Here is a 22,842-nt window from a genome sequence, read left to right on the forward strand (position 1 = left end):
ATCGCGCCACGCTTACAACGAGCGCTCGACGTCCTCGCGTCCCGGTGAATGCTGCGGTACATCGCTCGCTTGGACGATGAAGCCACGTGCTCGATCGAGAGCAGTTCGTGCACGAGCGGCGTCGATGCTCTGCGCCGTGGACTGCGGCGGCGATCCCAGCGGTCGGTCATCCGTGACGCCGTATCTGTCGCGGTAGGCCGCGACAGTGCGCCCATAACGTCGCCACGCAGCGGCTTGGCGCTGACCGCGGGGTGGCTCGCCAAGATGCTGCACCCACGCTTCGCCGGTCTCACGTGCGGTGTCGAGCACGGCATCAGTGCGAGCTTCGATCATCTCGCGCCGCTCATCGAGTGCCTGCCGCATATCGCTTGCCATCGGGCCGTCCGCAGCCGGGATGAGTCCGGCGATCAGCCGCGGCGTCTTGCGAGCACGACCCGAGCCAGCCGGGCATGCTGTGGCGCGCGAAACGCGGTAGTGCAGCACAGAGGAGATGTCGTCGGCATCGGTGAACCCGCGGGCTGCCACGAGTCGCGGGAACAGAGTGTCGAGGTCGTGGTGGTTGGCCTCGGCACGGCGCAGCTCCGCGGTGAGCGCACCGAACGCCTCGGACTCGATCGCGGCGTCCGCCTGGTCGGCTGTCAAGCCCGAGGACTTGATCAAGGTGGCCCAGCGGTCTCGTTGGGCGGCGGCAGCAATCGTCTCGTACTCCGCGGCGAGCTGGGCGATCGACCCCCACTGCTCCTGTTCGGTAGTGATGGTCTCGTGCGCGGACAGCTCGGCTCCAACGTGTTGCAGGACGCCGTAGAGGACGGAGCGGGCCGTGGCGTCGGGGTTGTCGCCTGGGTGCGGGTGGGCGTGCTCGTTGGCCCGGTCGAGGATCACGTAGGCGTGGTTGGCGTGCTTGCCGCGGGTCATTGCGACGTAGAAGTTCTCCCGTGTGGTGGTCGGTTCCACCAGGACGTGTGCGGTGTCGACGGTGACGCCCTGCGCTCTGTGGGCGGTGATCGCATAACCCAGATCGACATGATCGGTCACATACGCGGCCGGGAGGACGATGGAGCCGCCGAACCGGCGGCCGGTCCTGCGGATCGTGATCGACCCGTCGTCGCGGACGCCGGTGATGGTCCAGGTGTCACCGTTGCGTACCCAGTCCTTCCCGGCTCGTAGGCGGCGGTCGTTGCGGCGGGTGACGACCGTGTCCCCCACCCCGGCAGTGGTGCCGTCATCCAACTCGACCTCCCGGCCCGGTTTCAGGCTGCCGTCGAGGATCAGGTCGGCACGTGCCCGCTGGTTGAGGGCGCTCACGTGGTCGCGGGTCTCGGCGACCAGCACCGACACCAACCCTCGCTGCCGGTCGGCGCGCCAGGCGATGTAGGCGGTGTCGCTCATCGCCTCGCCATCGCCCTCGTGGATGCGGTCGTGGTCGAGGTAGGTGTCGATCACCTGCGTACGACCGTGGCGCAGAGCGAGGGAGGCGGTCTTCTCCCAGGTGTTCACGAAGCGGTGCACGTCGACCAGCTCGGGCGCGTCGTCGTCGCGGTCGTTCACGAGGAGCCCGAACGCACCACCGGCGTCGACGGATTGGAGCTGGGCGAAGTCGCCCACGAGTAGCACCTTGGCACCGGCTCGTTCAGCCCGGTGCGTGATCCGATCCAACGACAGGGTGCCAGCGAGAGAGGCTTCATCGATGATGACGAGCTGACCGGCCTCGAAGTCGGTGCCGTACATGAGGTGGTTCTGCCACCACTTCGCCGTGTTCTCCGTCGCAATCCCCAAGTCCTCAGCGAGAACCTGCGCGGCCACCGCGGACAGCGCCAGCCCGACCACGGAGCCCTCGCCGTGCGCCTTCTCCCACGCACGCCGCAACGCCGACATAGCCGTCGTCTTCCCGGCCCCGGCCGGGCCCACCAGCACATCAAGGACACGGCCGGAGACCGCGATCTTCATGAGCGCGTCGGCCTGATCCTCGCCGAGCATCCGACCCTCCGCATCGGGACGAGCGGTGATCTTCTCGACCGTCGCCAGCGGCACGGTCGGCCCGGTCGTGGTGCGGGAGCGGTCGAGCAGTCGGTCTTCGGCGGCCAGGAGCAGCTCGGAGGAGAACACGGTCGAGTGCTTGGGCCTGAACACGCTGGTGCCGTCCACCCGCCGGAACGCGACGGGTGAGGTGGCGAGGTCGGGCGGCGTCAGCCGGAGCGAGGCTTGCTCGGCGGCGTCGGCAATCATCGCGACGACCGCTTCGCGGTCGTGCATGGTCGCGAAGCGCCAGCCCATCGTCTGCCGGGATGCCTCGGCCATGAGGTTCCAGCGCCGCCAGGTGGACCGTTTCTCGCCCACCACCTCGACCACGGTCTGGCCGAGTTCGCCGATGGCATCGAGCGGTACGTCGTCGGCGCGCAGCAGCATCGGCTTGTCGTTGTCGGTGATCGTGCGTGCCCAGTCGGTGGCGTCCTGGCCGAGTACCCCGGTGGCGCGGGTGCGCCACTCGGCCGTCAGGTCGGCCAGCGACCGCACCTGCTTCTCCGGGCGTGTGGCGAGGGTGGCTTGGGCGCGCAGCTTGATGATCGTGGCTGTGGAGGGTTGGCGGCCGTGCTTGGCGACGTACTCGGCGATGAGCCTGTTCTTCTCGGCGTCGATGTGCCGGGCACGGGTGGAGAACTCCTGGACCAGCTCTTCTGGCACCGTGCTGATCGCCCAGGCCGGGTTGCGGTCTCGGCCCATGTCGCGGGCTTCCCATTCGACGCCGAAGGTGCGGGTCATGTGGTCGGCGAACACCGCCTCGTGCAGCTCCGACAAGGCGACCACGGCGGCGTGCATCGGTCGCCCGTCCAGACTGCGCCATTTGCCGTCGAACGCGGTCTGGACCTTGTTGCTGATGACGACGTGGGTGTGCAGGTGGGGGTCGCCGGCGCGGGAGTCGAAGTGATCGAACGCCGTCGCCACCAACCCGGTGACATCGACCTGCGCAACGGCACCGTCGCCGGCGGTTGCGCCCGACCGGGTGGCTGCAACCTCACGCTCCATGAACGCAACCACCTCCGCAACCGCCGCATGATGCGCCTCACCGATCAGGGCTTGGGTCCCGGCGTCGGCGACCGCCCACAGTGCCGAGGCCGACTTCGGGATCGAGAAGGTGAAGTCGAACCCGGCCACCGCGCGACGCTTCCCACGCTCGGCCTCCTCAGCCTCAATTCGCGCGACCGCCTCACCTTTCGCGCCCGGACTCAGCGATGGGTCGAGATCGGCGATCCGGGCCTCGATCCGCTCCGGGACCGACTTGTAGGCGGGGAACGCGAGGCCGAGCGCGTCGCCGGTGATCGGATCACGACCCATCCCCATCACGAGCTGGAGCTGGGCCTCCGAAACCCGGTCCCCGACCGCGAGCTGGCCCTTGCCGAGTGAGGCGACGCCGGAGCCGAGCCACTGCCCGGGTGGGGTGCCCGCCTCCACGTAATACCTCGTCAACGGCGTCGAGAGAGTCCGATCGCCGTCTGCGGCCGCGACCGTACGCAGGAGGTACTTGTAGCCGTCTCCAGCGCTCATCACCCGCATCGAGACCGTCACGAGACCACCGCCTTTTCGGCAGTCAGGTGAGCAGCAGACGCCCGTGACCTCCGCCCCGGAAATGCCCGCTGGTGCGGCCGGCCGCGACATCCGGCATCCACTGCTTGGCTCCGTCAGTTCGACACGTCGACGCTGACATACATCTCCGGAATTCGGGTGCTGGGAGACTAGTGGGGTGAATCTCGACGAGTTGCTACAGGTGATGGATCGCGCCGCGGCAAACCTTGCCAAGCTCCAAGCGATCTGGGACCGCGCGGAGCCGATGATCCCGTCGAGCCCTCAGCGGGGTACGAATCGGGAGTATGAGGATCTGCGTCGGGCGTGGACGCCGCTGCTCGCGGGGCTGCCCCCGATCGACGGGTTCACAGTCACCGAGGAGCTGCCCGACATCGACGAGGCGGGGCAATCTTTCATCGATTACTTCGAGATCGGCGAGCCTGCTTTCGCTCTCATGAACGAGTTGGAGAAGCCGGGCCAACAGCTCGACGAGTACAGATTCAAACTTGCTCAAGCGCGTCGCCGGGCGATTCACGAGCGCCTCGACGATCTCGTGTCGACGATCAACGCGACCCTTGGTCAGATCACTGATTCCGTTGCGCGGGACTCGTCCGATCGCGTGGACGATCTCAGAACGAAGGCGGTGGAGGAGTCGATCAGCGAGATCGAGCGGTTGCTCGGCGACACCACTGACCGAAAGGGACGATGGGGCGATCTTCACCGGCATCTCCGTTTCAGTCAGGGGCACGATTGGCACGACATCGCCGAGATGGATTGGCCGTCTGTCCGGGCTGACATTGAGGCCGCGAGTCTCTCCGAATCCGACCCTTTGCCGGTGCCAGCGGTCGACCTCGGCGTAGCTGCTTCCGCGAAACCCGCAGGTGGTGCAAGCATCGGGCTCGATTGGGGTGCTCTTGATGACGACGGCTTCGAGCGACTGCTGTTTGACCTTTTACGCGGCTTTCCCAGTTACCAGAACGTCGAGTGGTTGATGAAGACGCGCGCGCCCGATCGGGGCCGCGATCTGTCCGCTGAACGCGTCATAAGGGACGACGGCGGGACGACGCGAACCGAGCGGGTCATCGTGCAGGCCAAGCACTGGACGTCCAAATCTGTCGCACCTGCCGACATCACGAATACCTTGGCGGCGCTGTCGCTCTGGGAGCCGCCGGTCGTTCGGACTTTGGTGATCGCGACGAGCGGTCGCTTCACCACCGACGCGGTGGCGATCGTCGAGAAGCACAACGTCGATGGGAAACTTCCGTTCATCGAGCTTTGGGCAGATAGCCGCCTCGAAACGCAGTTGTCGCAACGACCGGACTTGATCGCGAGCTACGGCCTCCGCTCGTAAGTCCGACGTGAGCGATTCGCGACACTCTACCTCGACCTGCAAGACGCGTGGCAACTCCGATGGCGGGCTGAGCGAGAGACGGATCGGCGGCGGCCTGATCGCCGGGAATGGGTGCGTCTCGTTGTGTCGTTCGGCGAGGCGTCAGCGGCGGTTGAGCAAGGTCGTGCACCTGGCGAGTGACCAGCCCGGCGAAGGGCTCCACGAGAAGTTCGGGTCCGGGGTCACCGAGCCGCCGGAGCCACCATGCGCGACCACACCCCTGCTGGCAGGCGCCGTCTGCGGGTCGGGTCCCTGTTCTCCGGATACGTGGTCTTGCCTGCCATATGAAGGTCTGCTTTGAGCGATCCTCGCGACCCTCTGGTCACCGCGTAGCGGATATCCTCAGGGCAGGAATACATCGCCGTTCTTCATGGCCTGCCCATCTCCGGAGTCCGCTGGACGAAACCTCGCCTGAGACTCGATCGTCCAGCGCACAGCAACTACTAGTGGACGTGGGCATGGCTCTCGATCTCGGCTCGCACTTGCACCATATCGAGGGCCCGTACCTGCGTGATCAGGTCGTCAAGCGCGGGCCTCGGGAGCGCCCCGGCCTGGAAGAACACCCTGATCGAGTCGCGGTAGACCGCGATTGTTGGTAGCGCGCGGATTCCGAGTGACTCAGACAACTGGTGCGCCGCCTCGGTGTCGACCTTGCCGAAGAGGATATCCGGGTGGTTCTCAGAGGCTGCCTCGTAGACTGGTGCAAACGCCTTGCACGCACCGCACCAGGTGGCCCAGAAGTCGAGGATCGCGATCCCATCCCGCTCGGTCACTTCGCGGAAGTTCTTGTCTGTCACATCAACCGTTGCCATCTTCCGTCCAATCGCTCGGCGACTCCTAAATGGACCCAAGGGTCCATCCATATGATGGTTGCTCGCTCCGAGCTGCGCAACCTGCATGACTCCCGCAGTAGCTATGGCTGGCTTCATGGGGCAAGCGGAGACAATACAGTACGTCCCCGCGCGTAGGGTCGTGAACGATTCTAGGACCTGAGAGTCCAGAAAATCTACCGACCCCGGACGAGGCTCAGGCTCACAGCAGCCGAGCGAGCCGCGGCACAGTCACACAGAGCCACTCTCCGTCGAGTACGCACGCACCTGTGCGATGGCCATGTCGAGGACCACCCGCATGGGACGGACGTCTCGGGCCGTCTTGGCGAGTAGATACCCTCCCTGCAGAGCAGCCAGCAGCCCGGTAGCCAACGCGTGCGCATCGGCGCTCGCGGTTAGCACGCCGCGCTTCTTCAACTCTTCAATCGCGTCGGTCAAGAGTTGGAGCCAGACGTCAAAATGAGCAGCAATGACCTTTCGTGTGTCTTCGTCATGATCAGCGATCTCATTCGCCAGCGCTCCGAGTGGGCACCCAAAGGCGCCGTTCCGGAGACCATTGCGCTCAACTAGCTCATCGCGCCAGAGTTCGAGTCCGCGCAGCGACTCGACCCTCGTAAGGCGACGACGTTGCTGCGACAGCAGAGCCTCCGCGCGTGCCTCAATGACTTCCTTCACCAGTGCGTCCTTCTCGGCGAAGTGCTGATAGAGCTGCGACTTCGACGTCCCACTCGACGCACGGACGTCCGCCAGAGTCGTCGAGGCAACGCCGCGCTCGTACATCAACTGATCGGCCGCCTCGATAATCCGTGCCTTCGTTGCGGCGCCGCGAGCCGTCAAGCGGCGCGGACGGGGGCCGCTGGCGCTGTCGGTCATGCCCCAAGGCTAATCGTCTCGGATTGGTCGGGCGCTCTCGCCGGCACTCAGATGCCAACGACCATCCATGTGGACCACCCTCGCGAGCAGTCGACGAGAGCCTCATGCCGTACGTCAAGGACCAGGGCTTCTCACGGTTGGGCCAGGCTGCCCAGGCGACTCCCGTCGCGGCCCGTCGGGAGTGGAGAGGTGGATCTCGACCCCAGATGCCCGGGCCCAACCGCAGAACCTTGCTACGTCGCCACGCTGGGCGAACGCCGCTCAGGCAGCACCCAGCCGTCGCGGGGGAAGTGGCAGGTGTAGCCGTTCGGATACTTCTCCAGGTAGTCCTGGTGCTCGGGCTCCGCCTCCCAGAACGGACCGACAGGCTCGATACTGGTGGCTGCCTTGCCCGGCCACAGACCCGACGCGTTGACATCCGCGATCGTGTCGTGGGCGATCCGCTCCTGCTCCGGCGTGACCGGGAAGATCGCGGACCGGTAACTCGTGCCCCGGTCGTTCCCCTGACGATTCAACGTCGAGGGATCATGGATCTGGAAGAACAGCGCCAGGATGTCGCGATAGCTCGTCCTCGAAGGGTCGAAGACGACCTCGATCGCCTCCGCATGGCCTGGGTGGTCGCGGTAGGTCGGGTGTTCGTTCTGCCCGCCCGTGTACCCGACGCGGGTTTCGAGGACGCCGGGCCGGCGGCGGATCAGGTCCTGCATGCCCCAGAAGCACCCGCCCGCCAGAACGGCTGTCTCCGCTCCCGAGACTTGCGTGATCTCCCCGCTGTCGTTGGTCCCGCTGGTCATGCGGTGGCTCCCTTCGTAGAGTCCTGGTCGGTGTCGAACAGTGCACTGAATTGGCCGTAGCCCTCCTCGACGAGCTTGGAGGCAGGAACGAAGCGCATCGCGGCCGAGTTCATGCAGTACCTCTGGCCCCCGGCGGCGGGTCCGTCGTGGAACAGGTGCCCGAGATGACTGTCGGCGCCCGCCGAGCGCACCTCTGTGCGGATCATGCCGTGCGTCCGATCCGCCTTGGTCGCGACAGCGTCGGCGGCGATGGGCGCCGTGAAACTCGGCCATCCCGTGCCGCTGTCGTACTTGTCGGTGGACGAGAACAGCGGCTGACCCGAGACGATGTCGACGTAGATGCCAGGCTCGTGGTTGTCCCAGTACTCGTTCCGATAGGCCGGCTCTGTGCCGTCCTGTTGCGTCACCCGATGCTGCTCGTCGCTCAGGCGGCTGAGCGACTCAGGGGTCTTGCGGTAGTCGTTGGTGGTCACTTTGGCTCCTCCTAGCAGGTGACGCGGCCGCGCCATCACATGCTGTAACGGACCCGGCGGTCCAACTATTCCACATGTCCTGCGGTAGAGTCGAGGCCAGACGATGCGTCGCCCCCGAGGCGGGGCGGCTGGTCTCGCGACGACCGACAAGACCGATGTAACCAGGCTATCAAGGGCTGAAACAAGACTCTTCGGCGATGCAGTTCCGGCGACAGAGGTCGGAGAGGAAGCGACATGAACGAACCCGAGGACCTGGGTCAGGTGACAGAAACTGTGGACTCACAGGACCAGAATCAGGCTGGTGGCGCCTTCACGGACGCAGGCGAACGGCATCACGAGCCCGGTGCCAGGTCGACGAACCTCGAGAACGGCTCGTCGTTCTCGATCGCGGTGGATGCTCAGGCCAGCACCTTCGTCGCAATCAAGGATGGTGTCGAGTTCGGAGCCGTCCCGTTCGCGGAGAAGAACGGCAGAGTGACGCTGCTGGCGACCTCGATCCTGCCGGACTACCGAGGACAGGGCTTGGCGACCGAACTCACCCGCAGGGTGCTGGACAGCATCCGCGCGGAGGGCAAGAGCGCGACCGTGAGGTGTCCCGTGTTCCGGTCCTTCATCGAGCGCAACCCCGAGTACGCCGCCATGGTGGACATTCCGGGCGTTGGACGGGACGGTCGGGGCGATGTCTGAGCCCGGCACCGAAAACCCGAAGCCGGTACTCGGGAGTCTCCGGTTCGAGAACACTCGCTTCGACCCAGACCTCACGCCGTTCCACGAACTCGCCAAAGACATGGCCACGCAGTTCGGCTACGCCGCAGAGCTGTCGGGAGACCGTGTCCTGCTACAGCTCCTCCGTCTGCGCGTCGCACAGCTCAACCCCTGCTCGTACTGCCTGATTCTCCACGCCGAGGTGGCGGCCAGGATCGGGATCCGGCCCGAACAAGCCGCACACCTGGCGTCGTGGCGTGAGAGCACCATGTACTCGCCCAGGCAGAGAGCCGCGCTCGCCTACTGCGAAGGTCTCACCTCGTTCCGTCACGAGGAGATTCCGGCCCTGCACGAAGAACTGCGGCTTCACTTCACGGAGCGCGAAGTCGCAGAGATCGCCGCGGTCGTCATCAACATGAACGTGTGGACCCGCCTGAAGCTGGCTCAGGGTGCCACTCCGAGCCTGGCGTCAAAGGAGTCGCCATGAGCCACGCACCAGTCAACGCGACCGAGCTGTCATGCGCCGAGTACACCGAGGAACTCACCCAGTTCCGAATGGGTCTTCTGGATGAAGCCGACGCCGAGGTAGCCCAGCAGCATCTCTACGCATGCCCGGACTGCCGGCTGTTCACGCACCAGGTCGAGACCGTCACTGATCTCGTGGCTGATGCCGAACCGCATGATCTGCCCCATCTGCCCGACAGTGTCTCGCTCCTACTTCACGACATCGTCGACGGCGAGACCGAGAGGCCCAGCGATCCCAGTGAGATCACTCGCCTCCTCTTTGGACTCGCCCGGAGTCTCGCCCCACACGTTGCGGAAGACCTGGTCCAAGAGACTCTGCTCTCAGCATTCGAGGAAAGCCCAAGGGGGTTGGACCCTCTGGCGCTCGCCCGGGACCTAGCCGATCGAGCATTCGCTGAGCCTGAGCCAACGGTACGGAGCCTCGACGACTATCGAACAAGAGCCGAGAACCAGACCGCCGAGCTGGATCCCGACGCTGATACTGCGGAGTTCTTCTACCCCGACTTCTACGACATTGGACCCGATGCTGGACGCCACATTGACGCACCGAACCGCTGGGGCCAGACCAATACCCTGAGCCCGGACGACGAGGTGTTCACCACCGATCTGTATCGAGTGGTGGACGGCGCCGTCGCACGTTTGGCCGATCCGCTCGGCCAGTTGGTACAACTCGTCGACATCGATGACGTATCACTGGCGGACGCGGCCTACGTGCTTCGCCTCGACAAGGTCGATGCCGTCGACGCTCTGCATCGCGCTCGGATACACCTCCGCGGCGTCGTCAACGAGTACATGGCTGTCAGAGCGTGACTGCGTCCTGCCGATCCAGCCGCCGTATCGAGGGCACTGGCGTGGTGACTGGCACCTATGTCCAGCGGATCACGCGCCGGTGGCCACGCCGCTCGGTCGGCTCTCTGCCAGGACACTCCGGCGACGAACTGCCGGCAGTGGCTCAAGACCATCGACACCAAGAAACGGGAGGTTTCACAATGACCCTCGCCGTCTTCCGGTGCTACGTCGCGCCCGAGCAGCGGGCCGAACACGACCGGCTCTACAACCAGATGCACATCCTCATCCAACAGAGTCCTAACCACATCGAGCACAAGATGTTCACCGCTGAGGACGGGGAGTCGGCACTGGTCGTCGAGTTCGACGACCTGCAGAGCCTTGAAGAATGGGGCGAAAACCCCGACCACAGGATCGCCAAGGCGTCGGGCAAGCGGTACGTGTTCACGAGTTACGACGTCGCAGTCCGCGAAGTCGTCGAACGCCATGTCAAGAGCGATGTTCGTCCGGAACACCTACCCAGCATCGCTCCCTCGTCAGCGACGCCGACCGTTCGCGCAGGCCACAGTAGCGAGTTCCCGCAGGAGGGGCAGTCATGGGAGTGATCAACGGCGGGTTCGGAGGACGGCATGGCTCCAGCGACCCGCGACTGCCTCCTGGGCAGACCCACGTCTACGACTGGCCGGTGCTCTCGACGGGACCCACGCCCAATGTCGACGAGGGCCGATGGAGCTTCACGATCACGACCGAAGACGAGGTCACGCACCGGTGGAACTGGGGTGAGCTTCAGGAGGTAGGCGTCGAAGACGTCGTCACCGATATCCACTGCGTCACCCACTGGTCGAAACTGGACATGGCTTGGCGTGGCGTGCCCATGGACCGGCTGTTCGAGGATGTCGAGACCAGTTACGACTACGTGATGGTCCGTAGCTACGGCGGATACACCACCAACCTCCCACTCGAAGACCTCCTCGATGGGCAGGCATGGCTAGCCACCGAGGCGGAGGGCGAACCCCTTACTCCCGAGCACGGAGGTCCGGCCCGGCTCCTCGTGCCCCACCTCTACTTCTGGAAGAGCGCGAAGTGGGTTCGAGGAATGGAAATGATGCCCTCGGACGACCCGGGGTTCTGGGAACAGAACGGCTACCACCTCCGTGGCGACCCATGGCGAGAGGAACGCTACTGGTGATGACTCCTAGCCGAGTCCGGTGGCACCTCGGGCGGGTGCTCAGTCGGCAGTTTGAGACCGAGGCGGCCATCCGCCTTGAGCTGGATGTTCCGACCTGGCCTGGAAACGTCGCCGGAGCTCATCTCGACATCCGGCTCACGGCACCGGACGGGTACCAGGCGTCCCGGTCTTACTCGCTGGCGTCCTCGGGTGAGTCGACACGGGTTGTACTGGTGATCCAGGAGCTGCCCGGGGGCGAGGTGTCGCCCTTTCTCGTGCGCCAACTCGCAGAAGGTGAAGAAGTCGAAGTACAAGGACCGCTCGGACGCTTCTTCGTCTGGATCCCCGCTGAGCCCGAGCAGTCACCGGTTCAGCTCATCGCAGGCGGATCGGGGGTTGTGCCGTTGTTCTCAATGGCCTCAGCACGTGAACGTGAGCCGAAAGGCGCTGACTTTCGGCTGCTGTACTCGGTCCGCAGTCCGCGCGATGAGTTCTTCGCTGACGAACTGGCAGAACTCTCACGAACCATCGTCGAGATTGTCCACACGCGCGAATCAGCGCCCGGAGCGGGCCGGCCACCTAGACGATTGACGCGCGAGGCGCTCGCCGCGTCGACCTTTCCCGCATCGTTGTCGCCACGCATCTTCGTCTGCGGACCAACGCCGTTCGTCGAGGCCGTCGCGGGTTGGCTTGTCGAACTCGGTCACGACCCCGCACAGATTCGTACGGAACGATTCGGAGGCAGTCCATGACGCACGTCGACGGAAACGCCCTCGCAGGTGCCTTCGCGACTACTCTCGGTATCGAGATCACTGTGACGGTCGGTAGGTGCCGGAGCTGCGGCAGCTCTTTCAACCTCGCTTGCGCGCATGTCTTCATCACAGCCATGGGTGCAGTCATGCGGTGCGGCCATTGTCAGGCGGTGCTGGGCGTCATCGTCCGCGGTTTCCGAGAGACGCTAGTGAACCTCTCGGGCCTGGACTACATCAGGGTGCCCCACCTATGACTGGTCCGCTCGCCGCGATCGCGGCTTCTACCAGGCAGGGGGCTGCGGACTGATGCTTCGCATCTACGACAGTGCTGTCCGGAAGCTACGCAACTTCGTCCCGCTGAACCCAGGACGAGTCTCAATCTATGTGTGCGGGCCAACCGTGCAGTCCGCGCCTCACATCGGGCACCTTCGTAGCGCCCTCGTCTACGATCTCTGGCGACGCTGGCTCACCCACCGCGGCTACGCGGTCACCCTCGTTCGCAACGTCACCGACGTCGACGACAAGGTTCTGGACCTGGCAACCGAGACTGAACCATGGTGGGCACGCGCCTACCGTGTCGAGACGGAGTTCGCGCGCTCGTACGCCGCGCTGGGTGTTCTCCCGCCAACCCATGAGCCCCGAACTTCCGGTCACATCCCGCAGGCACTGACCCTGATCGAACGACTCCTTCGCCGCGGACACGCCTACGTCGCCAGCGACGGCTCCGGCGACGTCTACTTCGATGTCAGCAGCTGGCGGGCATACGGCAAGCTCACCAGGCAGACCCCCGGCGCCGTAGCGGACCCTGATAAAGGGCCTGGCGGGGCAAAGATCGATCCCCGCGACTTCGCGCTTTGGAAGGGAGCCAAGCCCAGCGACCCAGAATCCGCGCGTTGGCGCTCACCGTGGGGAACCGGCAGGCCGGGATGGCACATACAGTGCTCAGCGATGTCCCAGCACTACCTCGGACGTGCGTTCGACATCCACGGAGGCGGCCTCGACCTGCGATTCCCGCACCATGAGAACGAGCTTGCCCAGTCCACCGCAGCAGGCGACGAGTTCGCCAAGTACTGGATACACAACGGCCTCGTCACGATCGACGGGCAGAAGATGGCCAAGTCGCTGAACAACTCTCTGTATGCCGATGAACTCCTCCGCCGTGTCGGCCCGGCGACGCTGCGTTACTACCTGCTCAGCGCGCACTACCGCAGTGCCTTGGACTATCAGGAGAAGGATCTCACGCACACCGAGGCTGCAGTCACGAGAATCGCGACGTTCCAGCACCGAGCACGCACACGACTCGCGAACACAGCATCCGACGCCCCGACGCCGCCCATTGCCTTCGCGGCCGCGCTCGACGACGACCTGAATGTCCCAGCGGCGCTCGCAGTCCTGCACGACCACGTGCGCGCGGGCAACATCGCTCTGGATAACGGCGATCCAGCTGCCGCCATGTCTACGTACGAATCGGTGCTCGCGATGACCGAAGTGTTAGGGATCGAGCCCGGCGGCTTCACGACCGCCCCGCGAGCCGACGTTCATGGCAGCACGATCTCTACCCTCGTCGAGGTTCTACTCGCGAATCGCTCTCATGCGCGGGACGCAGGAGATTTCTCCACCGCCGACCGCATCCGGAACGAACTGGCTAGCGCTGGGATCGCCATCCAGGACCACACCTCAGGCACCACCTGGACGCAGGCGTAGCCAACTCGTGCACGATGGTCGAATACTTCCGTTCCGGGGTGATCCGATCAGAGCAAGAGACCGAGTGAGGCGTCCGCCAGACGTCGAACCGTCATAGGGGCAGAGCTGTCTCGCTTGTCTGCCACTGTGTCGGTACCAAGCGAGGCGTCAACCCACTCCTGCAAAATGGTGACTGCGGCCGGAGCGTCAAGGTCGGCGGCTAGTGCCGAGAGCACGGCCTGCTCGACCGGTGCTGCCGGCGCCCCGCTACCGAGAGCCAGGGCACGACGCCACTGCTTCAATGTGTCGAGTGCGGCCGAGATTTCGGCGTCTGTCCACTCCCAGCTTGATCGATAGTGGTGCCGCATGAGGGCGAGGCGGATGGCCGCAGGGTCCACTCCTTGCTTTCGCAGAGAGGAGACGAAGACCAGGTTTCCGCGCGACTTCGACATCTTCTCGCCGTCGTACGCAACCATCCCGGCATGGACGAAGGTCTGCGCGAACCGATGCTGTGGATGAATGACATGACCGAGTCCTGCGGACATCTCGTGGTGCGGGAATGCCAGGTCTCGTCCTCCGCCCTGTACGTCGAAGGATGATCCCAGATGTTCCTGGGCGATTGTGGTGCATCCGATGTGCCAACCGGGTCGTCCCGGCCCCCACGGACTGGGCCAGGACGGCTCCCCTTGCCGCTCGCCGCGCCAAACCAGGCAGTCGAGCGGGTCGCGCTTGCCTCTCCGATCGGGGTCACCGCCACGCTCGGCGAAGTCCTTCAACATCACATCGCGGTCGAGTGACGATACGCGGCCGAAGGATGGGTCGGCAGACACCTCGAAGTAGAGGTCGGTTCCCACTCGGTAGATAGAGCCGCGCTCCTTCAACATCTCGATGCGAGAGATGATCTTGGTGACGGCCTCGGAGACTCCGACGAAGTGTGCGGGTGGCAGGACGCGTAAGGCTGTCATGTCCTGTCGGAATCGCTCGGTCTCGCGTTGTGCGAGATCACTCCAGGGAATGCCTCGCGCGTGGGCGCGTTCCAGCAGCGGGTCATCGATGTCGGTGACGTTCTGAACATAGATGACATCGTGCCCGGCGTTTCGAAGGGCGCGGTTGAGTAGGTCAAAGCCGACGTAGGTTGCCGCATGGCCGAGATGAGTGGAGTCGTAGGGTGTGATGCCGCAGACGTACATCCGCGCGGCGTCATTCGGCGGCAACGTCACCAAGGATCGGTTCTCAGTGTCATAGACCGAGACTGCGGGCCCGTGTACATCCAAGCGTGGAATCTCTAGACGGGGCCATGCCAACATGTCGTGGTCCTCGTAGTCGATGAAGCCACACCAGAGGATTCGGCGTGGATTCCTGATCCTGCTGACAGAGTGTCGCGAGGGCTCATGCGGGCGTCCATCCGCGCAGGAATGCCAGCACCTTGGCTTCGGATACCTCACAGGGCCGTAGGTGCTCTGCTTTGCGAGTGCGGTACACGTTGGCGCTGATCAGGTCGTCCCCTCCTAGCTCCTCGGCCGAGATGCTGATGCTCTGGCCATGCACTCGCGTGGTACGGGTCAATCCGTATGAGCGACCTTCGTATGCGACGACGGTCCAGCCTTCAGGAACCCGATCGACCATTGCCTGCAAGCTGGCTGTGGCCTGACTCGCACCATCATGCTCGGGAGGCATCGAGTGGATAGAGCTCGAACTGTGAGAGTCGGGGGCACAACTCCTCACCATGGCATGGCTCGTGGAATCGCGCGCGAGCTCTGGAACTCGTGCTTCAGAAGGCATGTGCCCTCCCCCGCAGTTCACTCTGCGGCGCTCAGCGCGACGCGGATGGAATCGAGAGCCATGTCGAGCGCGATCGCCATGCTGCGCTCGTCCCGTGTGGTCTTGACGAGGAGGTACCCGCCTTGGACAGCGGCCATCAGACCGACGGCTAGCTCTTCAGGGTCTGCGTCCGGCCGTAGCTCGCCTGAGTCCTGCATGCGCTCCAGTCCGAGACGGAACCAGTGCTGCCAGACGCTGAATCCTCGTTGGAGATTCTCACGCGCAGTTTCACACCGGCCAGCGATCTCGCCCGCCAGCGACCCCATCGGACAGCCGTGAGCACCTCGCCAACCACGCACTCCTACCACGATCGCATCCCGCCAACGCTCGAAGCCGCGCATCGTGCGCAGGTCGTCGAGGAATGGTGCCTGCTCGCCAAGCACCCGTTCAATCTGGGCCCTCACGACTGCCTCAACCAACTCGGTCTTGTCCGAGAAGTAGTGGTAAACCTGAGACTTGCCCGTTCCGCTGGCCTCTATGACATCGTCAACGCTGGTGGCCTCAACGCCCTGCGTGTACATGAGATCGGCGGCTGCCGCGACGATACGCAGACGGGTGGCCTCGCCCTTGGCGGTCAGCCGTCGCGGCTTCTTCTCACTCACCGTGCCCCCAATCTGGACTGGAGCCGCCAGCCTCGGGGGTCACGATGAGTCCTGCGATCGAGTCGCTCCCGTCCGTGGTTTCTCAGGCGCACCGCTACCTCCCGGTGCGTCAACGGCACCTGACGACCGGTCGCGTTCCCACTGCTCAAGAACCGAGTTGATGGCATGACTGATCGAGTGCAGATCGGCTTCGGTGTTCTGAGAGATGTGGAACGTCTCGATGTCTCGCGCACGGTCCCGGTCGGACTCCCGTCGCTGAGTGAGCAGAATCAGCGGTCCCTGCAGAGCAGCGACGATCGCCAGAGCCGTTCCTAGATAGTCCAGCATGGCCGTCGGGTGGGGATAGAAGAGCGGCAAGATGGTGTTCACGACAAACCACGCGAGAATCGCCACCACCAGGATCAGCAGGAACGGCCATGAGCCCGCGACGCTCGCCACCCAGGCAGCGGCCTTGTCTCCAGGGCTCGACCGCGCTTCTCTGAACATGCTGAGTTGGTGCCCGCAGTGCGGGCAAGCGAACATCTCGCGGCCTACGATGTCGCTGAAGTGGCCGTCCATCTCGGGCTCGGAATGGTGTCGAGAAGCGCGGTGCAAACCGGCGCCACTTCCCTTTCCAGACTCTGGTGACTGCTCTGTTTGCTCGTCGCGCTCCGGCTTGGTCATCGCTCTCGCTCTCCCCGGGTGCTCTCCCCGGCACTGGCGCGTTCCTGCGCGATCTGCTCGCGGAAGTGCGCGTCCTCCTGCTTGACCGCTATGGCACCGAGCAGGATCTCGTCGATCTCTGCAGCGGGGATGATGACCGCACCCGACCCGTCGGCGAAAACATAGTCGCCCGGCATGACGCCGACACCGCGCAGCACCACGGGAACATTCGCCCGGTGTGGAGTGATCAGCGCACCGCCAGCCTCCACCGCCTCACCAGCGCAGTACGAGGTGAACCCGTACGTTCGGAGCTCAGTGAAGTCCCGGAGTCGGCCATCTGTCAGCACTCCGTCGAGCCCGTAGTGGTGCACGCGACCCAGCTTCGTTCCACCGCCTACCGAGACGCCTGGATGGCCATTGGTCGCGAGCACAAGAACTTTTCCCTCAGAGTCGTCCCCAACTGCCTCACGGAACAGCGATCGGAAATCGTGCACTGCGGGGTCGACGCTTGCAGCGCAACTGGGGAAGAAGGCGATCGTCACGGCTGGTCCGAAGAGGACCCTGCCGGGGGTGGGGCTCTCCAGCCCCAGGATGTGCGCGCCGTGGCGGTGGCGACGACCCAACGCATCGACTATGTCGGCACAACCGATCTGCTCGGCCTGCGCCCGCCGGTCCTTGGCGCTTGCGCGGTTGGTCGCACGAGGTTCTCCACTCACAGGACATCACGATGCCAGAGCCTTTTATGTACTGTCAAGTACGAAATACTGGTGCGCTGATGCACCCAGGGACTCCGGGGTCTCGAAGCCTGCAATACCGCCGGACGTGTTCACGGCGGAGGTCAGGACACGTCCCAATACGCGTGAACAGCACTCTTGACCACGGAGTGTCCACCTGCAGCGGTTCGGGACAGTCACGTTCCCTTCGCCCGAGGCTGACACCGACGCGGTCGACGCGGACCAATCCGTGGTAGTAGATTGTACTATCTGCTACATTTTTACACGCGCCGCGAGTCAGCACCGCTGCGGCGGAAGCCAGATCAAGCCCTCGGGGCGGGGATGCGAGCGCCTTGCCGCCGTGCGAGAGGACCAAGAACGCCGACCATGACTGCCCGACCTCACCACTGTGCGACCTCTCGGCCAGAGGGCTGCGCGCCGCAACACGCTGGGGTAGGGCCTCGCGACTCACACCCGCCTAGAGGTCGGCCGGACGTCGATGTCCATAGACCTCGGGGCGCCCCACCAGCGTTCGCGATGAGAGGGGCGCACGTCATGACCCAGTCCATACCTGGCGCGGGTCGGCAGTAGCGGGCGTGTATGCCTTCAGTGCGCTTTCAACCGATCGTCGCTCGTACTCGCAGCATCCGTGTGCCTATCGCGCCCGTGGCGCATGACTGCGTCAAGCTGATCTTCGTCCGCGCAGGGTCCGCGATCGTACTCAGCGAGTTCGGCGAGAGGCCAGTATGCGCCGGTGACGTCGTGGCCCTGGGCGCCAACACCCTGTGCGGAAGCGAACCTGAGGATCTAGTCACCGTCACCACGCTCTGCCTGGACCAAGACTACGTCGTCGACCAGATCTTCTGGCAGCATGCCGAGCTGCTTGCAGACCGGTTCGAGGCGCATGACTTCACCGACGAGCTCTACTCCGAGTCGGCCCAGATACTCCGCCTTGGAGAGGACCGCGCTCGGATATTTACACCACTCCTGGACGAGTTGGTCGCGCTCAGTGTCGATGGGCCGTGCACCGAGAGTTTCTATCGGATGCAGGCGCTGCTCTTTGGCGTGCTCGATATCGTAAGCCCATACGTGAAGACGTCGCCGGTGCGACGGACTTCGAACCTGCGGAGGACGGGTCGCCCTGGTACGCCACGCCACCGGCGGTTCACGCCTCTACGGGACGAGGCTCGCGAAGCGCTCCACCTGCTTCGCGACGCGCCGGCCGACGACTGGACACTTGGTCGACTCGCGGCCGCAATAAATCTATCGCCCTCGCAGCTCGGGCGGATCTTCGTGGACGCTTACGGCAAGACCCCCATGACGTACCTCACGACCGTACGAGCCGAGCATCTGGCTCGGCTGCTGCGCGAGACAGACCTGCCGATTGAGGCAGCGATGCGCGAAGTGGGGTGGTGCAGTCGCGGCCATGCTGCACGGATGTTTCGTCACGCCGTAGGTGTGACACCAACTCGCTATCGGATGATGATCCGGAAGAGAGCTGCCGCCTGATCCTGAAGGTACAGATCGCGGCATCGACGATACGGATCACCGCAGCCTTCCCGCCTCCCGGTACGGAAGGCGTCAAGTGCTGGTAGTCCGGTGGGGACTCGTCGGGTTGACCGCCGTACCTGACGGTCACATCGCCTGTTTCGTTGTCCGTCTGTCGTTGCTGGTTTTCGCGGCGTACCTAATGGTCACCGGGCCTGGTCGGCCGGGTGCTCAGAGTATCGGGAGGACACGCCGATGGCGACGACACGAGAGCGAGCGCAGGCGGCGCGGGAGGCGAAGCTCGATGAGCTGCACAAGCGCCTGACCGGGGCGGTCGAACACCTCGTCTCCGGTGAGGACTGGTCGCGCGCGCTCGCATTCGCGGCACAGTTCAGGGCCAGATCGTTCTCAAACACCCTGCTGATCTGGGACCAACATCAGGGTGCCTACGAGCAGGGTCGGGTTCCGGGGCCGTTCCCGTCGTATGTGGCCGGCTACAAGCAGTGGCAGACACTCGGCCGGCAGGTGGAGAAGGGCCAGCCCGGCTATCAGATTCTCGCTCCCGTGACGGGCCGGTTTGCCTCGGCGAACCCTGCGGATGCGGAGTCTTGGCGGCGTCTTGGGAAGGGTGAGAAGCCGCGTGCCGGTGAGGTGGTGCGCTCCAAGATGGTGGGCGTCCGCCCGGCCTATGTGTGGGACGCCTCGCAGACCTCTGGTGACCCGATCCCCGAGCCCCCAGCACCAAACTTGCTGGAAGGCGAGGCGCCCGCGGGGTTGTGGGACGGCCTCTCTGAGCAGGTGGAGGCGGCCGGGTTCGCGGTGCTGCGGGTGCCGCATGCGGGGATGATCGACGGTGCGAACGGGATGACCGACTACTCCGCGAACACGGTCGCGGTGCGGGAGGACATGGACCCCGCCGCGCAGGTCAAGACCCTCGCTCATGAACTCGGCCATGTCCTGCTCCACGGTCCCGACCAGGAGGAGGCGCGGCAGCATCGCGGGATCGGTGAGGTCGAGGCCGAGTCCGTCGCTTTGATGGTCGGCGCCGCCCACGGGATGGACACCTCCGGTTACACGATCCCGTACGTCTCCACCTGGGCCGCTCGGGTGGATGGCAAGGAGCCGGTGGAGGTGGTCAAGGCCACCGGGGAGCGGGTCCGCAAGACCGCCCTGGCGATCCTGGACCGACTCGACACCGCGCAGGTCGGTGACGGCACTCCACCTGGCTTGGAGCGGGACACGGCCCACCGCGAGGTAGCCGTACATGCGCGACCGGCAGCCGAGCCGACTTCGCCGCGGCGGGTGGCGTCGTTGCCTGAACCAGGTGCACGCTCCGTACCGGTGCCGGCGTTCGAGGCGCGGGGGCTGTGATGGCCGAGCACGGCGCCGTCTCCTCGGTCCTGCTTCGGATGAACGGGTCATGGCCGCTGTCGGCAGCCGCGCGCGAGTTCGCGGCTGCGGGCGTGCCGGTCTTCCCATGCACCTCGTATGGGAAGCGGCCGGCGACCGAGCACGGCTTCCACGACGCCACCACCAACCTGGATCAGATTGAGGCGTGGTGGCGGCAGTCGCCGGGGGCGAACATCGGCGTCCCGACCGGCGCCGCCTCGGGCGCGGTCGTGGTGGATGTCGATGTGCACGGCCCGGTCGATGGTCGCGCCAGCTTCGACCGTGCCCACCGCGCCGGGCTGGTGCACGGGTGGGAGCTGCTGGTGCGCACGCCCACCGGCGGGATGCACGCCTACTACCCGGCCACGCCCGGCTCGGAGCAGCGGTCGTGGCAGGCGGCTCGCGCGGGGATCGACTTCCGCGGCGACGGCGGCTACATCATCGTCCCGCCCTCGACCTGCTCCATCGAGGGCACCACAAGCGGGTACCAGGTCGAGCAGGTCAACACCGGCCCCGCCCGCGTCCTAGACGCGCAGCGGCTGCGGGACTTCCTCGACCCCCACCCCACACCGAGCCGTCCTGCGTCTGGCGGTGTGGATCGGGACGCCGATGTGGACGTGTCCCGGTTGGCGGCGTGGGTCGCCGCCCGTGGTGAAGGTGAGCGGAACCGTGGCCTGTTCTGGGCCGCGTGCCGCCTCGCGGAGAACGGGCTCCCCGCCTCGGATGCGCTGGATGTGCTGACCGCGGCCGCCAGTCACGCTGGGCTCGCCGAGCGCGAGATCGTCACCACGGTCCGTTCCGCCTACCGCACCGTCCACCCCGCACCTGCCCGGCGTGGCGCGCGCGATGGGTCGTCACCGGTGCGGGGTTCGTCGCCGCTGGCCGCGGACGGCTGGTTCAACCGTGATCCCGCTCGCCCGTCAACCGAGTCATCAAGGGTGTGGGGGTTGTGATGACCACCCCGATCGCGAGCAGGGCAGCGGGTCGCCGGTGGGCGGTGGTGACGGCGGTGTCCGGGACGGTGTTCATCGCCGCCGGCGCGTTCTGGCTCTCCTTCACCGCACTGGTGGACCTGGCCGCCAGGTCCGGGGTGGGTGCGGGGCAGGCGTGGGCGTGGCCGCTGATCGTGGACGGCATCATCGTCGTCGCCACCGTCGCCGTCGTTGCTCTCGCTGGGCAGAAGACGGCGTGGTATCCGTGGGCGCTGCTGATCGGCGGCGCCGCGGTCTCGGTGGCCGCCAACGCGATCCACGCTGTGGTCGCCGCCGATGCCGACGTGCCCGGCGTGCTGGCCGCCAGCGTGGCGGCGGTGCCGCCGGTGGTGCTGCTGGCGATCACCCACCTGACCGTCATTCTCACCCGTCCCGCACCCGGCACCGCCGGTCCCGAGGCCGCGGTCTCCGACCCCACGGCCTCGTCCCCCGCGGTCCTCGACGCACCGTCAACGTCACAGCCGCGAGAGCTGACCACGCCGCGCACCGCGGGCGAGCCAGCCCATCGGGCGGGCAGGAACGTGCCCGACACGTCTACGTCCGCACCGGCACTGGAGCGCAGGGACCGGGCGGCGGACCTGCGGGGCGCGGGGTGGTCGAACAAGCGGATCGCCCGCGAACTCGGTGTGCATCCGTCCACGGTCGGCCGCTGGTTCGCCCGTGCGCACCTTCCTGACACGAGCACCCCTGAGATGACCGATGGTGAGGAGGCGACCCGATGAACGGGAACCCGCACGATCAGCACGAGAAGCAGCACGAGACACCCGACCGGCGGCATGAGCAGTCGGAGCCGGTCGAGAAGACCGGCACGCCGGATGCGGTGGAGGCCGCCCACGTCCGCCGCGACGGCGACCTGGGCACGCCCATCGCCAGAAGGCGGGCGCGGGGTGTGGAGTGGGTGCGACCCACCGATTTGATCGCTCGGCACTCCGCGTCGCTGTCGGGGCGGGGTATCGACTTCGAGGCAGAGCTGGCCCGCCGCGCCCGCGCCCCGATCGCGAACCGGATGCACGACCTCGCCGACCGGGCGCGCCGGTTGCCGCCGCTGTCCGCCTTCGGCCGCAGCGGTGCTACTCACGAGTCTCCGGTGCGCTCGGGTGTCGGGATGAACAGGTGACCGACCATGACCACCACAACCGACCACCACGACGAGGCAGACTTCACCACCGGTGAGGGCTTGCGCACCCTGCTGACTCGACTGCACGAGGCAGGCGAGGGAGCATGGACCTCCGACCCCGTGGCGCGGGAGCTGATGGCCTACGCCGCGCAGAAGTACACCCCATTAGCGCGCAAGCACGGCCTGGACCCTTGGGAAGCCGCGTCGGCGGCGTTCGACGCGATGCAGTACGCCTCCACCCGGCGCGCGGACGATCCGTGGGCGATGGTCACTCACGGGGTGCGGATCACCTGCATCTTCGAGGAACGCGCCCAAGGACTGCTCTGCTCGGTCCACCAGGCCCGCCGCCCCCACGTGTCCGCGTTCCATGACCCGGAGCGGTTCGGCGATCGCGACAACGCCTTGATGGACTATGACCCGGCCTTCCACGTCACCGACCCCAGTGCCGTAGACACCGAGACTGAATCGGCCCAGGTTTGATGCCGCTGCTGTTTGAGTCCGAGAGGATGGACAGCATGCCGAAGAAGATCGATCCCCA

General features: G+C 65.6%; 23 protein-coding genes and 1 pseudogene. 15 read left to right on the forward strand and 9 right to left on the reverse strand.

The window, feature by feature from the left end; all coding sequences use genetic code 11:
• Positions 1-12: 12 nt before the first annotated feature.
• A complete protein-coding gene (gene mobF / locus L3K22_RS11180; protein ID WP_135447033.1) occupies positions 13-3,552 on the reverse strand; it encodes a MobF family relaxase in 3,540 nt (1,179 codons plus the stop codon).
• Positions 3,553-3,739: 187 nt separating this feature from the next.
• Between mobF and L3K22_RS11185 the strand changes: the two genes are divergently transcribed.
• Positions 3,740-4,912 carry a restriction endonuclease gene (locus tag L3K22_RS11185; protein ID WP_200489064.1) on the forward strand — a complete coding sequence of 391 codons (1,173 nt, stop codon included), beginning with the start codon at positions 3,740-3,742 and terminating at the stop codon, positions 4,910-4,912.
• A 482-nt stretch (positions 4,913-5,394) separates the two neighbouring features.
• Here the strand turns inward: L3K22_RS11185 and L3K22_RS11190 are convergent, their stop codons facing one another.
• The 4 genes from L3K22_RS11190 to msrB all read right to left on the reverse strand — a co-directional run bounded on the left by L3K22_RS11190 (position 5,395) and on the right by msrB (position 7,921).
• Complete coding sequence (locus L3K22_RS11190) at positions 5,395-5,763, reverse strand: thioredoxin family protein (protein ID WP_135446940.1); 369 nt, start codon at positions 5,761-5,763, stop codon at positions 5,395-5,397.
• A 249-nt stretch (positions 5,764-6,012) separates the two neighbouring features.
• Entirely contained in the window at positions 6,013-6,654 is a 642-nt protein-coding gene (locus L3K22_RS11195) for a TetR/AcrR family transcriptional regulator (RefSeq protein ID WP_182495685.1), read from the reverse strand.
• A 233-nt stretch (positions 6,655-6,887) separates the two neighbouring features.
• Positions 6,888-7,448: a peptide-methionine (S)-S-oxide reductase MsrA gene (gene msrA / locus L3K22_RS11200; RefSeq protein ID WP_135446938.1), complete on the reverse strand. Its 561-nt coding sequence runs from the start codon at positions 7,446-7,448 to the stop codon at positions 6,888-6,890.
• Positions 7,445-7,921, reverse strand: coding sequence for a peptide-methionine (R)-S-oxide reductase MsrB (gene msrB / locus L3K22_RS11205; RefSeq protein WP_241548410.1), 477 nt, complete (start codon positions 7,919-7,921; stop codon positions 7,445-7,447). Before msrB ends, msrA begins: the two co-directional genes overlap by 4 nt.
• Before the next feature lie 234 nt (positions 7,922-8,155).
• Here msrB and L3K22_RS11210 point away from each other — a divergent pair, with 234 nt between their 5' ends.
• The 8 genes from L3K22_RS11210 (at position 8,156) to cysS (ending at position 13,561) form a co-directional block, all read left to right on the forward strand.
• Positions 8,156-8,608 (forward strand): GNAT family N-acetyltransferase, encoded by a 453-nt coding sequence (locus tag L3K22_RS11210; protein ID WP_135446935.1) that lies wholly within the window; start codon positions 8,156-8,158, stop codon positions 8,606-8,608.
• On the forward strand, positions 8,601-9,113 hold the full coding sequence (locus L3K22_RS11215) for a carboxymuconolactone decarboxylase family protein (RefSeq protein WP_135446933.1): 513 nt from the start codon (positions 8,601-8,603) through the stop codon (positions 9,111-9,113). The genes L3K22_RS11210 and L3K22_RS11215 overlap by 8 nt, the downstream gene beginning before the upstream one ends.
• Positions 9,110-9,961, forward strand: a complete 852-nt coding sequence (locus tag L3K22_RS11220) for an RNA polymerase sigma factor (RefSeq protein ID WP_135446931.1) — start codon at positions 9,110-9,112, stop codon at positions 9,959-9,961. Before L3K22_RS11215 ends, L3K22_RS11220 begins: the two co-directional genes overlap by 4 nt.
• A 179-nt stretch (positions 9,962-10,140) precedes the next feature.
• Positions 10,141-10,542 carry an antibiotic biosynthesis monooxygenase family protein gene (locus tag L3K22_RS11225; protein ID WP_167854061.1) on the forward strand — a complete coding sequence of 134 codons (402 nt, stop codon included), beginning with the start codon at positions 10,141-10,143 and terminating at the stop codon, positions 10,540-10,542.
• Positions 10,533-11,126: a molybdopterin-dependent oxidoreductase gene (locus tag L3K22_RS11230; RefSeq protein ID WP_135446929.1), complete on the forward strand. Its 594-nt coding sequence runs from the start codon at positions 10,533-10,535 to the stop codon at positions 11,124-11,126. The genes L3K22_RS11225 and L3K22_RS11230 overlap by 10 nt, the downstream gene beginning before the upstream one ends.
• Positions 11,126-11,857 carry an FAD-binding oxidoreductase gene (locus L3K22_RS11235; protein WP_241548411.1) on the forward strand — a complete coding sequence of 244 codons (732 nt, stop codon included), beginning with the start codon at positions 11,126-11,128 and terminating at the stop codon, positions 11,855-11,857. The genes L3K22_RS11230 and L3K22_RS11235 overlap by 1 nt, the downstream gene beginning before the upstream one ends.
• Positions 11,854-12,111: a DUF6510 family protein gene (locus L3K22_RS16745; RefSeq protein WP_220477203.1), complete on the forward strand. Its 258-nt coding sequence runs from the start codon at positions 11,854-11,856 to the stop codon at positions 12,109-12,111. Before L3K22_RS11235 ends, L3K22_RS16745 begins: the two co-directional genes overlap by 4 nt.
• 49 nt (positions 12,112-12,160) lie before the next feature.
• Positions 12,161-13,561, forward strand: a complete 1,401-nt coding sequence (cysS, locus tag L3K22_RS11240; RefSeq protein ID WP_135446925.1) for a cysteine--tRNA ligase — start codon at positions 12,161-12,163, stop codon at positions 13,559-13,561.
• 47 nt (positions 13,562-13,608) lie between these two features.
• Here cysS and mshC read toward each other — a convergent pair whose 3' ends face one another.
• The 4 genes from mshC to L3K22_RS11260 form a co-directional block, all read right to left on the reverse strand.
• Entirely contained in the window at positions 13,609-14,847 is a 1,239-nt protein-coding gene (gene mshC, locus L3K22_RS11245; RefSeq protein WP_135446923.1) for a cysteine--1-D-myo-inosityl 2-amino-2-deoxy-alpha-D-glucopyranoside ligase, read from the reverse strand.
• A 492-nt stretch (positions 14,848-15,339) separates the two neighbouring features.
• Positions 15,340-15,963, reverse strand: a complete 624-nt coding sequence (locus L3K22_RS11250; RefSeq protein WP_200489067.1) for a TetR/AcrR family transcriptional regulator — start codon at positions 15,961-15,963, stop codon at positions 15,340-15,342.
• Positions 15,964-16,002: 39 nt separating this feature from the next.
• Complete coding sequence (locus L3K22_RS11255; protein WP_135446921.1) at positions 16,003-16,626, reverse strand: DUF1003 domain-containing protein; 624 nt, start codon at positions 16,624-16,626, stop codon at positions 16,003-16,005.
• Positions 16,623-17,321: an RraA family protein gene (locus L3K22_RS11260; RefSeq protein WP_135446919.1), complete on the reverse strand. Its 699-nt coding sequence runs from the start codon at positions 17,319-17,321 to the stop codon at positions 16,623-16,625. The genes L3K22_RS11255 and L3K22_RS11260 overlap by 4 nt, the downstream gene beginning before the upstream one ends.
• A gap of 597 nt (positions 17,322-17,918) precedes the next feature.
• Between L3K22_RS11260 and L3K22_RS11265 the strand changes: the two genes are divergently transcribed.
• From L3K22_RS11265 to L3K22_RS11290, 6 genes and pseudogenes are all read left to right on the forward strand, one after another.
• Positions 17,919-18,827, forward strand: a complete 909-nt coding sequence (locus tag L3K22_RS11265; RefSeq protein WP_135446917.1) for a helix-turn-helix domain-containing protein — start codon at positions 17,919-17,921, stop codon at positions 18,825-18,827.
• A 234-nt stretch (positions 18,828-19,061) separates the two neighbouring features.
• On the forward strand, positions 19,062-20,177 hold the full coding sequence (locus tag L3K22_RS11270) for an ArdC-like ssDNA-binding domain-containing protein (RefSeq protein ID WP_135446915.1): 1,116 nt from the start codon (positions 19,062-19,064) through the stop codon (positions 20,175-20,177).
• Positions 20,174-21,148 carry a bifunctional DNA primase/polymerase gene (locus L3K22_RS11275; RefSeq protein WP_135446913.1) on the forward strand — a complete coding sequence of 325 codons (975 nt, stop codon included), beginning with the start codon at positions 20,174-20,176 and terminating at the stop codon, positions 21,146-21,148. The genes L3K22_RS11270 and L3K22_RS11275 overlap by 4 nt, the downstream gene beginning before the upstream one ends.
• Positions 21,148-21,909, forward strand: a complete 762-nt coding sequence (locus tag L3K22_RS11280) for a DUF2637 domain-containing protein (RefSeq protein WP_182495686.1) — start codon at positions 21,148-21,150, stop codon at positions 21,907-21,909. The genes L3K22_RS11275 and L3K22_RS11280 overlap by 1 nt, the downstream gene beginning before the upstream one ends.
• Complete coding sequence (locus L3K22_RS11285; protein WP_135446911.1) at positions 21,906-22,304, forward strand: hypothetical protein; 399 nt, start codon at positions 21,906-21,908, stop codon at positions 22,302-22,304. The genes L3K22_RS11280 and L3K22_RS11285 overlap by 4 nt, the downstream gene beginning before the upstream one ends.
• A gap of 6 nt (positions 22,305-22,310) precedes the next feature.
• Positions 22,311-22,763: pseudogene (locus L3K22_RS11290) on the forward strand (hypothetical protein); the annotation flags it as partial.
• Positions 22,764-22,842: the final 79 nt, after the last annotated feature.

Source organism: Brachybacterium atlanticum (assembly GCF_025669985.1).
Taxonomy (GTDB): Bacteria; Actinomycetota; Actinomycetes; order Actinomycetales; family Dermabacteraceae; genus Brachybacterium; species Brachybacterium conglomeratum.